The organism is Aliiroseovarius marinus, from assembly GCF_050881025.1.
GTDB classification, from domain to species: domain Bacteria; phylum Pseudomonadota; class Alphaproteobacteria; order Rhodobacterales; family Rhodobacteraceae; genus Aliiroseovarius; species Aliiroseovarius marinus_A.
In genome coordinates, this window is sequence record NZ_JBNNXQ010000004.1 from 87,123 (window position 1) to 101,291 (window position 14,169).

Below are 14,169 nucleotides of genomic sequence, written 5' to 3' on the forward strand. Positions count from 1 at the left end.
TGGCACGCGATCGAATGGGGACGGGCTATCAGGAATTCCCCATGTGGCAAAGGGGGATATCTGCAAAGGTCCCCGTGTTGGTATTTCCAGAGAGCCGAAGGGGTTTTCCATGCGTTTCCTGATATTGACTGCGATCTGTGCAACGACGCTGACCGCCTGTCAGTCCAATTCCACGACTGCGGTGTCCTCGCAGCCCGTGCCGGAAATGTCGGGTCCTGCGCGCGCAGCGAATAAGCGCGCTGTCGTTCCCACTCAACAACGCCGCGTGACCTGCACGGCGTCGAACCGGCAGGAAGTGGCTCAGCTGGATCAGAGCATCGCCCAACTGGACCGAGCAATTGCACGTGGATACAAGACTGAAAATAGTCCGGTTAGAATTGCCAACCCTTTGAAATTGTGTAAGGGTTTTGGCTTGGCGAGCGTGTGTCTTCCAAGCCCGAAAATCTCGTCTTCGCTTCCCAGCTATCGTGATCACAAGGCAATGAAGACCCAGCGGGCAGAGCTTGCCGAACGCCGCGCGCAGCTGGTGACGGCATGTGGCGGGGCATAAAGGCTTAATGTGACGGATTTGGGACCGCGTCCAGAAGGCTGCGCCCGCCATCCACCGTCACCACGTGACCCGTCATGAAGCTTGACGCTTCCGAGGCAAGGAACTGAACGGATTCCGAGATTTCCGACGCCGCGGCGATACGCCCCAGAGGCGTGCCATCAATAATATCGCCGCGCGTGTCCCCGTTTTCGCGGATTGCATCGCGCAGGCTTGCGCTCATCAGCGACCCGAAGGCCACGGCGTTCACGCGGATGCGGCTGGGGGCCAGTGCCACGGCCAGCGAGCGGGTCATCTGGTCCACCGCGGCAGAGGCAATGGAATAGGCCATCAGGCCGGGCTGTGTACGGCCGGCTGCAATAGATGACAGGTTCACGATGGCCCCCAAAGGCTCTTCGCTTTCATCTTCTTCGCGCGCAAGCCCCTGCTGGATCATGCGCTTTGCGACAAGCTGGCTCAGGCGCAGGCTGGTCATCAGGTTCTGATCCATCAAGGTCTGGATTGCGGTATTGTCCGCGTCCAGTGGATCGGCCAGCATAACTTGCCGCGATGCATTGACCAGAATATCGACACGTTCAAAGGCATCAATTGTCGCCGAAAGCAGATTTGCGATGGTCAGCTTTTCGCGCAGATCGCCCGCAAAGATCCGGGTGTTCGAAGACGTATCTTCGTCATCGTCAGAATTCGGGCCCCATTCGTCCAGAAGACGTGCTTCGTCCATATCAGCACAAACCACATTGGCACCGTGATCGGCGAAATGTCGTGCGATGGACAGGCCGATACCATTGGCGGCGCCGGTGATGATTGCGGTTTTGCCTGCGATGGAAAAAGACATGAGTGCTTCCTGATTCCGGACCGGTTCAGCCAGAGCCTAGCTGATCCTAGCGCCCAGTGCGATGGGGTTTGAGGCCAGCAAGGATTTTGAAACCGGGCGTGCCGCCCAGATCCTCGACCACGCGAAAATGTTTGGCCAGCGTATCTTCGTAAGGAAGGTGTCGATTGGCGACCATGACAAACCGGCCGGATGGTTTCAGCAACCCGGCTGCGGCCTGAATGAAGCTGCGCCCGATATCAGGATCACCTGCGCGCGAGGTATGAAAGGGTGGGTTTGAGATCACCACATCATAGGGCGTGTCTGGTTTAAAGCGCGTGACATCTTCCCAGAAGAACCGCGCGCGCGGGTCGGCCACGTTCACACGGGCACAGTCAAGTGCGACGCGGTCGGCCTCGATCAGGTCCAGCGCCGTGACGCCGCCGCGGTCCAGGATATGGCGTGAAAGGTATCCCCAGCCTGCACCAAGATCCGCCACCCGCCCGTTAATCTCGTCAGGCATGACCGCGACAAGCGCCTCGGACCCCTTGTCGATCTTTTCGGCTGAAAAGACACCGGGGCGGGTGATGAACCCGCCGGGCAGCTCAGTGTCAGACGCAGCCCAATCCGGGGCGTCGAGTTTCGTAAACCACACCATCTTGCCATGAGCTTTTGACAGGATGCCGCCGATCTGAGCCTTTTTCTTTAGAGATTTCAGGAGGCTGTCCATGCCGTCTGTCTTCTGGCCATCCAATATGACCAAGCCGTCTCCGACGGCTTTTTGTGCAGAGAACACCCAGTCATGAGCCAGCGCTTTGGCGCGCGGGGCGCAGATAAGTGCTGCGGCGAAACCTGTGTCAGGCAGATCATGGATGACGTCATATCCGTCTGCGCAAAGCTTAGTAACATCCGGGGCAAAGCGGCTGTAGACCACGACGCGGTCTTTCGGTAGGGCGCTGAGATTATGGTCACAGGTTGCCCCGATCACCAAAATCTGGCCGCTGTCGGGCAGGGTGAAAAGCCCGTCTTCAAGGGCGATGTTCAGACGCGTGTGCAGCATGTCAGGACCCCGGACGGGTCACTCCTTTTCCATGGTGCATTGCAGCGGGTGCTGATGTTCACGGGCCATCTGCATCACCTGCGTGACCTTTGTTTCGGCGATCTCGTAGGAAAACACCCCGGCCACGGCCAGACCCTTTTTATGCACCGTCAGCATCAGTTCGAACGCCTGCGCGTGGTTCATGCCGAAGAACCGTTCAAGAACCATGACCACAAATTCCATCGGGGTGAAATCATCGTTCAGGATCATCACCTTGTACATGGGCGGGCGCTTGGTCTTGGGTTTTGTGGCAACCGCAAGGCCCACGTCTCCATCATCGGCGTCATTGTCCGAAGAGAGGATCAGGGGGGCTTGGCACATGCCGATGGTCTCCGCTGGTGTCAACGAGGTCTGGACCTCAGAATATAAGGGCTCTCCCTTTCAAGAAAAGGGGCAGAACGGCCATTACCGTCCGGCTCATACAAAATGCCAGAGAAAGTCACAACAATTGGTTTCGAACGGGCAGAAGACTGTGGCCAACGAGGCGCGCATACGGCGCGGTTTTCGCAATCAGCTATCGCCTCGCTGTCTCAGCCGGATTGTGGGGCATGCCTCTGCCAAAGGGGTAAGATGGCCCATATATGGAAGAGTTGTGCGCAGGAACACACTACATATTGTGGTCGTGTCTTGTGTGACACGTTCTAGGGCTTTGAAAATAATCTGTTTTCCCAAACGCATGACCGTGTTAGCCTGAAAAAAACAAATCAGCCGGGCGACAAATGATCTGGCGATTGAGGCAGAAAAGGTGAGCGACGTGAAGACACGTCTGAGGCAGTTGGTCCCGCTGGGGCTATTTCTTGCAGTTATTGGCTGTTTGGTGGTGCTCGCGCCCGCGCGTGCGCAGGCGGCGCCCTATGCCGCTATGGTGATTGATGCGCGCACGGGCAAAGTGCTGCATGCGCGCAACGCCGATACCCGCCTTCACCCGGCATCTCTGACCAAGATGATGACGCTTTATGTCGCCTTCGAGGCGATGAAACGCGGCGAAATATCGGCGGATACCGTGGTGACGATCACCGGGAAAGCCGCCGCCGAGCCCCCTTCGAAACTGGGTCTGCGCAAAGGGCAGAAGATCAAGCTGCGCTATCTGATCCGGGCTGCCGCGGTGAAATCAGCCAACGACGCGGCCACCGCAATCGGGATTGCCATTTCCGGGTCCGAGGCCGCCTTTGCGCGCCGCATGAACCGTACAGCCAAGGCGCTGGGCATGACGCGCACGCATTTCAAGAACGCCCATGGTCTGACCGAAAGCGGTCATTTGTCGACCGCGCGGGATATGACCACGCTGGGGCGCCATCTGTTTTTTGATCACCCGGAATATTACAACCTGTTTTCGCGCCGCACGACCGATGCGGGCATGCGGTCGGTGAACAACACCAACACGCGGTTTTTGAACAGCTATAAGGGTGCTGACGGGATCAAAACGGGCTATACGCGGGCCGCTGGCTTCAACCTTGTGGCCTCGGCAGAACGCGGGCAGGAGCGGATCATCACCACCGTCTTCGGGGGCCGTTCGACCGCCTCGCGCAATGCGAAAGTGGCCGAGTTGATGAACCTTGGGTTCCGTCGTGCGCCCAGCCGCGCCACCGTGCGCAAACCGGCATTGCCTGCCTATGTCGGCAATGTGGGAACTGCGGCACCCGTTGTGCCCGGCGCAGCAGGCAAAACAATCCGCCTTGTGACCGCCGTGAAACGCAGCCCGCGGCCTTCGCCGCGCCCGGTTGCGGCGGCCGCTGTGCCTGCCAACCCGCAGCTTGCCGCACTGACCGAGGGCATCAAGGATGCTGTCGCAAAAGTCACAACGAAGGTGGCAGCCATTGCACCGCCGGCAGAGGTTGCAAAAGCCTCGGCCATGCCTGCGGGCGGATTTGCCCCGGCACAGCCCTTCTCGGGCAGCAAAGTGGCGCCGGCTTCGGCTGTGTCACCACCGCCGCGCCCGGCTGCGATTGTGTTGACCTCGTTGGCGCCGGTGAAAACCACGGCTGATCCTGCCCCTCAGATCGTGACGCGTATGTCCACATCGGGCGGGCGGCATTATGCGATCAATGTTGGCGTGCTGACGTCGCGCTATCAGGCCGAGCGCCTGTTGCTAAAGACCGCGCTCAAGGAAATCGACACGCTGGACGAGGCGCTGCGCAAAGTCGTGAACCGGTCCGATGGCTGGCACGCGAATTTCGTGGGGCTCAGTCAAGGACAGGCCGATTTGGCCTGCCGCCGCCTGAACGCGCGCAACACACCTTGCAAGGTGCTTGGCCCGTCCTGATTTCCCTGATGATCTAAAGCGTTTCGACTTGTTGTTGAAGCACAACAATGAGACGAAACGCGCGGAACCTATCAGTGTTGTGGGCGCTTCGAAATCAACTTGTGTCTCAAGTTAAAGCGTTTCGGGATAAACAAAATGCACATGTTTATCCCGAAACGCCCACTATGCTGATATCTCTTGCCGCGTTTCGGTTTTCCCCTGTTTCAGGTTAAGACCAAAACGCTTTAATCTCGAAACGCTTTAGTCCGCCACGCCGTGGACCGCTTCCAGATCGAAGGCGGCCGCCATCAAGGCGCGCGTATAGTCGGTTTCAGGCTCATCAAATACCTGATCCGCCGGACCACTTTCCACCACATCGCCCGCGCGCATCACCAGCACATGATGGCTCAGCGCGCGCACCACGCGCAGGTCGTGCGAGATGAACAGATAGGCCAACCCGTGCTTTTTCTGCAGCCCGCGCAGAAGCTCGACGATCTGCACCTGCACCGTCATGTCCAAAGCCGAGGTCGGTTCGTCCAACACCACCAGTTTCGGGCGCAGGATCATGGCGCGCGCAATGGCGATGCGCTGGCGTTGTCCGCCGGAAAATTCATGCGGGTAGCGGTGCATGGTGGCGGGGTCCAAACCGACCTCCTCCATGATTTCGGCAACCATTTCGCGCCGGTCGCGGCCGGGTTCCAGCCCATGCACGGACAGGCCTTCGGCGATGATTTCCTCGGCGGTCATGCGGGGCGACAGCGACCCATAGGGGTCCTGAAACACGATCTGCATATCGCGGCGAAGCGGTTGCAGCTGGCGGGACTTCAGCCCCTGAATGCCCTTGCCCATGAAGACCACCGGGCCTTCCGAGCTGATCAGGCGCATCACGGCCAGCGCAAGCGTGGTTTTGCCCGAGCCGCTTTCGCCAACGATGCCAACGGTCTCGCCCGCGCGCACCTTGAAGGTGGCGGCGTTCACCGCCTTGATATGGCCCACTGTGCGGCGCATCAGCCCGCGTTGAATGGGGAACCAGATGCGCAGATTGTCGGCCGAGGCAACCTCGGGCGCATCTGCCGGCACCGGGTCGGGGCGGCCGTGGGCCTCGGCGCCCAGAAGCATCTTGGTGTAGTCATGTTGCGGGTTTTCAAACACCTCTGCCGTGGGGCCGGTTTCGACGATTTCACCGTCTTTCATCACGCAAACCCGGTCGGCAATTTTGCGCACGATGCCAAGGTCATGGGTGATGAACAAAAGGCTCATCTTTTCGCTTTGCTTCAGCTCGGCCAAGAGGTCGAGGATCTGCGCCTGAATGGTCACATCCAGCGCGGTGGTGGGTTCATCCGCGATCAAAAGATCTGGCCCGTTGGCCAGCGCCATGGCGATCATCACGCGCTGGCGTTGCCCGCCCGACAACTGGTGCGGATAATTCGCAAGCCGCGTTTCCGCGTCGCGAATGCCCACTTTGTTCAACAGCTCCAACACCCGTGCGCTCAGGGCATCCCCCGTCAGCCCCTGATGCAGCTGGATCGATTCCGCCAGCTGTTTTTCGATCGTGTGCAGCGGGTTCAGCGAGGTCATCGGCTCCTGAAATATGAAGCTGATGTCATTGCCGCGCACGTCGCGCAAATCCGATTGTGATGCCCCGATCATCTCGCGCCCGGCATAGGTGATTGAACCGCTGACCTCGGCGCTGTCGGGCAAAAGCGACACGGTGGACAGGGCGGTCACGGATTTGCCTGACCCGCTTTCGCCCACAAGGGCGACGGTTTCGCCCTCGGCCACCTCGAAGCTGACATTTCGCACAGCGGGGTGAGTCTGGCCATCCTGCCGGAAGGCGACGTTCAGGTTTTTGACACGCAGAAGGCTCATTGGAAGGTCTTTCTTGGGTCAAATGCATCCCGCACGCCTTCGAAAATGAAGACGAGCAGAGACAGCAGGATCGAAAAGGTCATGAAGGCGGTGAAGGCCAGCCAGGGGGCTTGCAGGTTCTGCTTTGCCTGGCGCGTCAGCTCGCCCAGTGATGGGGCCGATGACGGCAGGCCGAAGCCCAGGAAGTCCAGCGTGGCCAGCGTCGAGATGGTGCCGGTGATGATGAAGGGCAGCATGGTCAGCGTGGCGACCATGGCGTTGGGCAGCACGTGGCGGAACATGATCACGCGGTTGGACACGCCAAGCGCTTTTGCCGCACGTACATATTCGAAATTGCGCGCGCGCAGGAACTCGGCGCGCACCACGCCCACAAGCGCAGGCCAACCAAAGAGGACGGTGACAAAGACCAAAAGCCAGAAACTTCGCCCAAGGATCGCGAAGAGGATGATGATCACGTAAAGCGAGGGCGTCGAGGACCAGATTTCGAGGATGCGCTGGAAGATCAGGTCGACCCAGCCGCCGAAATAGCCTTGAATGGCGCCCGCCGCGATGCCGATGACCGAGGTCAGAACCGTTACGACGATGGTGAAGAAGACCGATAGGCGGAAGCCATAAATCACCCGCGCCAACACGTCGCGCGCGGTATCATCGGTGCCAAGAATGTGGTTGGCATCCGGGGCCGAAGGGGCTGCGCCATCAATGTCGTTGATGGTTGTGTAGCTGTAAGGCACGGGCGGCCAGAGTAGCCATCCGGGGCTTATGGGTTGGCCTTCGACTGTGCCGGTTTTGGCCTCGGCAATCACATCTTCGGGCGCGTCCCAGCAGGCCTCAGCCCCTTGTGCGATGATCAGGCATTGTACCTCGATGTCGCCATAGACGGCTTCGGTCCTGAAGTCGCCGCCGAAGGCGGTTTCCGGGTAGAACTTGAAGACGGGCATGTAGTAGCCGTCGTCATATTTCACCAGGATCGGTTTGTCGTTTGCGATAAACTCAGCCAGCAGCGACAGGCCAAAGAGGATCGAAAACAGGATCAGCGACCAAAAGGCCCGCCCGTTGCGGCGGAAGTTGCGCCAGCGACGTTGGTTGAGCGGAGACAGGTTCAATCGGAACTGGGCCATGGTCAGACCTCGCGCCCTTCAAAGTCGATGCGAGGATCGACGAAGACATACATGAGGTCAGACAGGATCCCGACCAGAAGGCCCATCAGGCCGAACACAAAGAGCGTGCCGAAAATGACCGGGTAGTCGCGCTGCAGCGCAGCCTCGAACCCAAGCCGTCCCAGCCCGTCAAGCGAGAACAGGGTTTCGATGATCAGCGAGCTGCCAAAGAAGACGCCAAGGAAGACCGAGGGGAACCCGGCAATCACGATCAGCATCGCGTTGCGGAACACATGGCCGTAAAGCACCTTGTTTTCCGCCAACCCCTTGGCCCGTGCGGTGACCACATACTGTTTCTTGATCTCATCCAGAAAGCTGTTTTTGGTCAGGAGCGTGAGTGTTGCGAAGCTGGCGATGGTGGTGGCCAGCACCGGCAGGGTGATGTGCCAGAAATAGTCGATGACCTTGCCCCAAAGCGAAAGCTCTTCCCAATTGTCGGATGTCAGCCCCCGAAGTGGGAACCATTGCAGATAAGAGCCCCCCGCGAACAGCACCAATAGCATGATCGCAAAGAGGAAGCCGGGGATTGCATAGGCCACGATGATCAGGCCTGACGTCCATGTGTCGAAGGTCGATCCGTCGCGCACGGCCTTTCGAATGCCCAGCGGGATCGACACCAGATAGGCGATTACCGTGGACCACAGCCCCAGTGTGACCGAAACGGGCAGCTTTTCCGCCACCAGCTCAAACACCCCGATGGATCGGAAATAGCTTTCGCCGAAATCAAGGCGCATGTAGTTCCACATCATCAGGAAAAACCGCTCAACAGGGGGTTTGTCGAGGCCAAATTCGCGTTCCAGCTCTTCGATGAATTCTTTGGGCAATCCACGTGCGCCGATATATTCGCTGTCCGAGCCGAAGGTCTCTTCGCCCACATCATTGGCGTTTCCGGTGATCTGCTGGCTGACATCGCCTTCGCCCTGCAGCTTGGCAAGTACCTGTTCGACAGGGCCGCCCGGAACGAACTGGGTCAGGGTGAAATTGATGATCATGATCCCCAGAAGGGTCGGGATGATCAGCAAAAGACGGCGAAGAATATATGCGCCCACGGGGGATTACCTCAACACGCCTTTGGATTTCAAATCAGCGTATTTGTCTTCGTTGATCCACCAGAAATCCAGAAAGCCCGTTGCGTGCGGGGGCAGGGTTTCCGGGTGTTCATAGAAATCGAAATAGGCCAGCCATGTTTCAGGTACAAAGCCTGCGTGAACCACGATGCGCTCATATCTCAACGCGCGGTCAAGCGCTTTGAGGGCGGCGATTTCATCGTCGCGTTTTGTGGTGTCCAAGGCGGCTGTGATGATCGCATCGACCAAGGGACTGCGCAGGGTTGCCGGGTTGTAGGAGGACACTTCGGCAGACTCTGATCCGAACAATTGGCGCAAGCCGGTGCCAGCTTGTTCAAAGGACAGATACCTCGTGTAGAGCATGTCATAATCTTTATCGAGGTACCGGCGTTGCAGCTGTGCGGCGTCAATCTTTTCGGATTTGGCCTGAATGCCGGTGTCCTGCAGGACTTTCACATAGGCCGTGATGATTGCCTCTGCCGTGTTCGAGGTGGCAGAGGACAGCAGGAACTCCAGCTCCATCGCCGCGCCGGATGCATCGCGCATCACACCCGCGCTGTCCACGTTCCAGCCCACGGAACTGAGCAGCTTCAGGGCTTTGCGCTTGTTCTTGCGGTCGGCTGGTTTCGCCGGGTCCGAGCTGTGCGCCATGACCACAGGATCGGTCAGCATGTCTTCGGGCACCAGATCACCAAGAGACTTCAGGACCTCAAGCTCTTTGCCTTCGGGCACGCCTTCGGCCATCACCGCCGATCCTTGCGAGAAAGAGTGGCGCTGTGTTGTCAGCCCGTATTGCAGCGATTTGCTGACCCATTCGAAGTTGAACAAAAGCGACAGCGCATGGCGCACGGTCTTGTCATCCAGCGGCGTTTTCAGCGTGTTGAACACGATGCCCGTGTTGGTTGGTGGGTTGGCGAGCGCGATCTCCTCTCGCACCACATCCCCGTTTGTGACCGCCGGGAAATCATATCCGGTGGCCCAGCGTTTGGTGCTGCCTTCGGGGCGGAAAGTGACCTCGCCTGCTTTGAAGGCTTCAAATTCAGCCGTGTCGTCGGAGTAGTATTCAAACCGGACGTAGTCGAAATTATACCGGCCCTGATTGATTGGCAGATGCCAGCCCCAATAGTCAGGGTTTCGCTTGTAAACCGCATAACGGTTCAGCTCGTAGTCATCCAATTGATAGGGGCCACTGGCCATGGGGGATTCCAACGAGCCTTCGTCCAGCCGTTCACCGGTTTCTTCGTACCAGGCTTTGGAGAAAATCGGCGTGCCGCCCACCTGCGAGATCAACGACCGGCGCGAAATGCCATCGGCGAACGTGTATTTGATGGTGTGATCGTCCAGCACCTCGACGGCCGTGATCCGCTCTTTCACCGCGCGGGCGTATGATCGGATGCCTTGCTCTAGAAACAGGTTGTGGGTGAAGGCCGCGTCATGCGCGGTCAGTGGCGATCCGTCCCGGAACCGTGCTTCGGGGCGCATGTGGAAAATGCAATAGGATTGATCTTCGGGGTATTCCACGCTTTCAGCAATCAGCCCGTAACTGTCCGTGATGCTGTCAGCCGGAAGGCCTCCGGCAAAGGGCATTTCTCCAAACATCGCCTCGGCCACCACGCCTGAATTCACCTCGGGATCCCCGGATTTCCATGTCCAGCGGTTGAACCCATCAAAGGTACCGCGTTGCGACAGGGTAATGGTGCCGCCTTTCGGGGCGTTCGGATTGACATAGCCGAAATGCGCGTAGTCTGCAGGGTATTGCAGGTCGCCGTAAAATGAATAGCCGTGGCTGCGGATCATCTGTCCGTCCGGGGCCGCGTTGCTGGAGGCCCAGCCAGGGCGGGCAATGCCACCAAGACCGACAGCCGTTCCCGTTCCGATCAGGCCAAGGGCTTTGCGACGTGATACGGGGCCGAAACGGGATGAGGTCATGATGGATCTCCTGATATCATCTGGTTGCCAGTCTGCGATCTGGGGCAAATCTGGACGGGCGTGTTGTTCCTTTGAGACGTTAAAGCGTTTTAAGAACTGTGTGAATCCCAAACTTGGCAAAGCGAACTCGCGTCCGATCAAACCTGCGTGGGGACAAGCGGGGAATTGCTGGTGGGATGCGCGCGGATCACAGAAAAAGGCCGCCAGCGTGAACTGACGGCCTTTTCATCAATTTCTGTCGGGTTAGAAGCAAGTCTTGCCCCGGACCAACCCCGGTGGATCAGCCGCCGATGGTCGCCAGATAGGCGATCAGGTTGGCGCGCTCCGTGTCTTTCTTCATGCCTTTGAAGGTCATCTTGTTGCCCGGCGCAAAGGCTTTCGGGTTCAAAAGCCATTCGTTCAGCGCGTCGGTGGTCCATGCGTCGCCGCTCATGCCGGCCAGAACGTCCGAGTAGCCAAAGCCATCCACGCTGGCGATCGGGCGGTCGATCAGACCGTAAAGATGCGGGCCTGTGCCGTTGGCGCCGTCTTCCAGCTTGTGGCAGGCTTTACACTTGCTCCAGGCTTTCGCACCCTTTTCAGGGTCCGCAGCCGCAAGGATTTCTGAGAAGGGTACGGCCTCTTCTTCGACTTCCTCAGCAGCGTCTTCGTCGGCCGTTGCAATCACATAGCCGGTTGCGGCGTGATCGTCACCATGTGCGCCGTGGCCGCCACCGCCCAGCGAATAGAGGCTGCCAGCGACCCAATTGCCCAAAAGCAAGATCAGAAGGGTGCCGATCAGGGCAGCAGAAATTTTTGTCGTTTTCATTGTGTCGAACATGTCGCGTTCCGTCTCATCCAAAGTCAGAAGCCTTCTAGCCGCTTCCCCTATACGTTTTCAAGCGATATGACGCGCCACGGGCATGCGTTTATCGCTAACCCGCCAGGAAGGGACGGCCAAATGACCAATCGTATCGCATTTCAGGGGGAACCCGGCGCCTATTCGCACGAAGCCTGCCGCGCTGCGCGGCCGGGGATGGAGGCGATGCCCTGCGATTCCTTTGAAGATGTGATTGCCGCGGTGCGTTCGGGGCAGGCAGATCAGGCCATGCTTCCCATCGAGAACACGACCTATGGCCGCGTGGCCGACATTCACCGGCTGCTGCCCGAAAGCGGTTTGCACATTCTTGACGAAGCTTTTGTGCGCGTGCGCATCAGCCTGTTGGGACTGCCGGGCAGCAAGGTCGAGGATATCAACACGGTGCGCGCCCATATGGTGCTTTTGCCCCAATCGGCCAGCTTCCTGAAGCTGCACGGCATGCGCGGTATCGCGGCGGCCGACAGCGCCGGTGCGGCCGCAACACTTGCCAAGACCAAAGTGTCGGGCGAAGGGGTTCTGGCCTCGTCTCTGGCGGGCGAAATCTATGGGCTTGATGTGCTGGCCGAGGATGTCGAGGATCACGGCCATAACACCACCCGTTTCGTGATCATGGGGCGCGAGGCAGACATGTCGCGGCGCGGTGAACACGGCATGATGACCACGTTCGTCTTCGAAGTGCGCAACATTCCCGCCGCGCTTTACAAGGCCATGGGCGGGTTTGCGACCAACGGTGTGAACATGACCAAGCTCGAAAGCTACATGGTGGACGGATCGTTCAGCGCCACGCGCTTTTACGCGGATATCGAAGGTCATCCCGACGACCGCAACGTTCAGCTGGCCTTGGAAGAGCTGGATTATTTCTGTTCGACACTGGACGTGATCGGCGTCTATCCGCGCGACCCGGCACGAGACTGATCACAGTTCCCCTACATGGCCAGAGGCATGAGTGACCAGAGGCACCCGCAGACCTGTCGTCAGCGCGGGTGGTTCAGGCTTTGTGGCGATCTTCGATGGACTGGGCGAAATCCGCGACGCGTTTCTGGAACCGTTTCGCCATGGTGGAGCGCGCCAGTTTCAACGATTGCAGCACAAGGCGCGCCGGGATCGTCTTGGGGCGCATGTCGATGGACAGCGCCATACGTGTCCGTTTGGGCGACAGCGCCAGCAGGTCCACCAATACTTCGGCTTCGATGCCTGACACTTTCGACTGCAGCACCATCTGGTTGGGCTGGTCAAATTCGGTCAGCTCCATATCCGCAATCCGTTCCCGGTTGCGATAGGGGAACTTCGCCTGCCAGGTCATCCCTTTGCCATAGACGCTTGGGTCGCCCGTGCGGATCACTTCGGCCCCACGGCGCAGGGCGGCGCGTTCATACCCGTCGAAATCAGCAAGGCTTGCAAAGACCTGCTCGATTGTCGCTTCGATATCTTCGTGGGTTTTGAACTTCATCGGACGCCCCTGTGCGTGGTATTTTTTGTTGCCTAGAACCTGACGTTAATCCAGCCGATCCGCAAGCCAGTTTGTCAGTAGAAAATGCGCAATAGAGCCTTTTCGGGCCGGTAGAATGGATTTGTTCTGGCCTGCGAACACGTCAAGCAGCTCCTCGCGGGTCAACCACAAGGCATCGGCCAGCTCAGCGGGGTCAAGCGTGATGTCGCGGCTGGTCGCCTGACCGCAGGTGCCAATCATCAGCGAGGATGGATAGGGCCAGGGCTGCGAGGCGAGGTAGTCGACCGCGCCGACCGTGACCCCGGTTTCTTCAAATACCTCGCGGCGGGTGGCGGCCTCGATGGTTTCACCCGGTTCCATGAACCCGGCCAGCAGTGAATACATCTCGTCCGGCCAGCCCAGCCCGCGCCCCAGCAGAACCGAATTGCCATGGGTGATCAGCATGATCACAACGGGATCGGTCCGGGGGAAATGGGATCGCCCGCAATCGGGACAATCCCGCTGCCAACCGGCCATCGCGCGGTTGGTTTTTGCGCCGCAATTGGCACAAAAGCCGTGGATGCGGTGCCATTCAAGGATCGAGCGGGCGGTGGCCGCGATCTCGCCATCCAGCGCAGAAAGCCCCGCCATAGTTGCACGTAGCTCGGCAAAGCCCGTGTCGCCGGGCAGGTCCGGATGGGTTTGGATCGAATGATCGACGAAGCTCTCTGGGTCCCGCGCATCCTCATCGGGGCTCCAGCTTGAGACATCCACCGCGAAAAGCGGCGCGCCATTGACGCGCCCCAGATAGACGCGACGTTTCAGGTCAAAAGAACCGGGCAGCGCTGTCGGGGGCAGTGCGGCGATCGACCAGCCGTGTTCCTGTTGTCGCATCAAGGGTTTGCCGCGCCAGACCGGTAAATGCTGTGCGGTCTGCGCGATTTGGTCCAGCTGACGCGGGTCGGCGCGCCGGGCCGCGTCGCGGTCAATCAGACCTGCGCCAAAAGTGACGGTTTCAGCAATGCGCATCCTGAGCTCCATCCCGTGTCATGCGCACAACATGTGCCGTCTTCGGCGCGGGGTGGCAAGACACAAGGCTGGCCCGGGGGCGATGGACATGGCCAATATGCAACTATAGGTAGAGCTACAGAAAATTTAAC

13 protein-coding genes are annotated in these 14,169 nt (G+C 59.1%); 3 read left to right on the forward strand and 10 right to left on the reverse strand.

Annotation, left to right across the window (positions count from 1 at the left end; translation table 11 throughout):
* Nucleotides 1–109 precede the first annotated feature (109 nt).
* Nucleotides 110–550, forward strand: a complete 441-nt coding sequence (locus ACRY08_RS13060; protein WP_432450394.1) for a hypothetical protein — start codon at nucleotides 110–112, stop codon at nucleotides 548–550.
* A 4-nt stretch (nucleotides 551–554) separates the two neighbouring features.
* Here ACRY08_RS13060 and ACRY08_RS13065 read toward each other — a convergent pair whose 3' ends face one another.
* The 3 genes from ACRY08_RS13065 to clpS are packed head-to-tail and all read right to left on the reverse strand — an operon-like array spanning nucleotide 555 to nucleotide 2,778.
* Nucleotides 555–1,382: an SDR family NAD(P)-dependent oxidoreductase gene (locus tag ACRY08_RS13065; protein WP_432450395.1), complete on the reverse strand. Its 828-nt coding sequence runs from the start codon at nucleotides 1,380–1,382 to the stop codon at nucleotides 555–557.
* Between the two features lie 46 nt (nucleotides 1,383–1,428).
* The gene (locus ACRY08_RS13070; RefSeq protein ID WP_432450396.1) at nucleotides 1,429–2,418 is read right to left on the reverse strand and encodes a class I SAM-dependent methyltransferase; all 990 of its coding nucleotides are present in this window, start codon (nucleotides 2,416–2,418) and stop codon (nucleotides 1,429–1,431) included.
* Nucleotides 2,419–2,436: 18 nt separating this feature from the next.
* Complete coding sequence (clpS, locus tag ACRY08_RS13075; protein ID WP_432450397.1) at nucleotides 2,437–2,778, reverse strand: ATP-dependent Clp protease adapter ClpS; 342 nt, start codon at nucleotides 2,776–2,778, stop codon at nucleotides 2,437–2,439.
* Nucleotides 2,779–3,211: 433 nt separating this feature from the next.
* Here clpS and ACRY08_RS13080 point away from each other — a divergent pair, with 433 nt between their 5' ends.
* Nucleotides 3,212–4,720 (forward strand): serine hydrolase, encoded by a 1,509-nt coding sequence (locus ACRY08_RS13080; protein ID WP_432450615.1) that lies wholly within the window; start codon nucleotides 3,212–3,214, stop codon nucleotides 4,718–4,720.
* 240 nt (nucleotides 4,721–4,960) lie between these two features.
* On the opposite strand, the gene ACRY08_RS13085 is transcribed toward ACRY08_RS13080, so the two are convergent.
* From ACRY08_RS13085 to ACRY08_RS13105, 5 genes are all read right to left on the reverse strand, one after another.
* On the reverse strand, nucleotides 4,961–6,568 hold the full coding sequence (locus ACRY08_RS13085) for an ABC transporter ATP-binding protein (RefSeq protein WP_432450398.1): 1,608 nt from the start codon (nucleotides 6,566–6,568) through the stop codon (nucleotides 4,961–4,963).
* Nucleotides 6,565–7,686 (reverse strand): ABC transporter permease, encoded by a 1,122-nt coding sequence (locus tag ACRY08_RS13090; RefSeq protein WP_432450399.1) that lies wholly within the window; start codon nucleotides 7,684–7,686, stop codon nucleotides 6,565–6,567. Before ACRY08_RS13090 ends, ACRY08_RS13085 begins: the two co-directional genes overlap by 4 nt.
* A 2-nt stretch (nucleotides 7,687–7,688) precedes the next feature.
* Nucleotides 7,689–8,774, reverse strand: a complete 1,086-nt coding sequence (locus ACRY08_RS13095; protein ID WP_432450400.1) for a microcin C ABC transporter permease YejB — start codon at nucleotides 8,772–8,774, stop codon at nucleotides 7,689–7,691.
* Nucleotides 8,775–8,780: 6 nt separating this feature from the next.
* Nucleotides 8,781–10,721 (reverse strand): extracellular solute-binding protein, encoded by a 1,941-nt coding sequence (locus tag ACRY08_RS13100; RefSeq protein WP_432450401.1) that lies wholly within the window; start codon nucleotides 10,719–10,721, stop codon nucleotides 8,781–8,783.
* Between the two features lie 280 nt (nucleotides 10,722–11,001).
* Nucleotides 11,002–11,529: a c-type cytochrome gene (locus ACRY08_RS13105; RefSeq protein WP_432450402.1), complete on the reverse strand. Its 528-nt coding sequence runs from the start codon at nucleotides 11,527–11,529 to the stop codon at nucleotides 11,002–11,004.
* A 132-nt stretch (nucleotides 11,530–11,661) separates the two neighbouring features.
* Between ACRY08_RS13105 and ACRY08_RS13110 the strand changes: the two genes are divergently transcribed.
* The gene (locus tag ACRY08_RS13110) at nucleotides 11,662–12,495 is read left to right on the forward strand and encodes a prephenate dehydratase (protein WP_432450403.1); all 834 of its coding nucleotides are present in this window, start codon (nucleotides 11,662–11,664) and stop codon (nucleotides 12,493–12,495) included.
* Nucleotides 12,496–12,568: 73 nt separating this feature from the next.
* Here ACRY08_RS13110 and ACRY08_RS13115 read toward each other — a convergent pair whose 3' ends face one another.
* Both ACRY08_RS13115 and nudC read right to left on the reverse strand, forming a co-directional pair.
* Nucleotides 12,569–13,030: an SRPBCC family protein gene (locus ACRY08_RS13115; protein ID WP_432450404.1), complete on the reverse strand. Its 462-nt coding sequence runs from the start codon at nucleotides 13,028–13,030 to the stop codon at nucleotides 12,569–12,571.
* A 45-nt stretch (nucleotides 13,031–13,075) separates the two neighbouring features.
* Complete coding sequence (gene nudC / locus ACRY08_RS13120; protein WP_432450405.1) at nucleotides 13,076–14,038, reverse strand: NAD(+) diphosphatase; 963 nt, start codon at nucleotides 14,036–14,038, stop codon at nucleotides 13,076–13,078.
* Nucleotides 14,039–14,169: the final 131 nt, after the last annotated feature.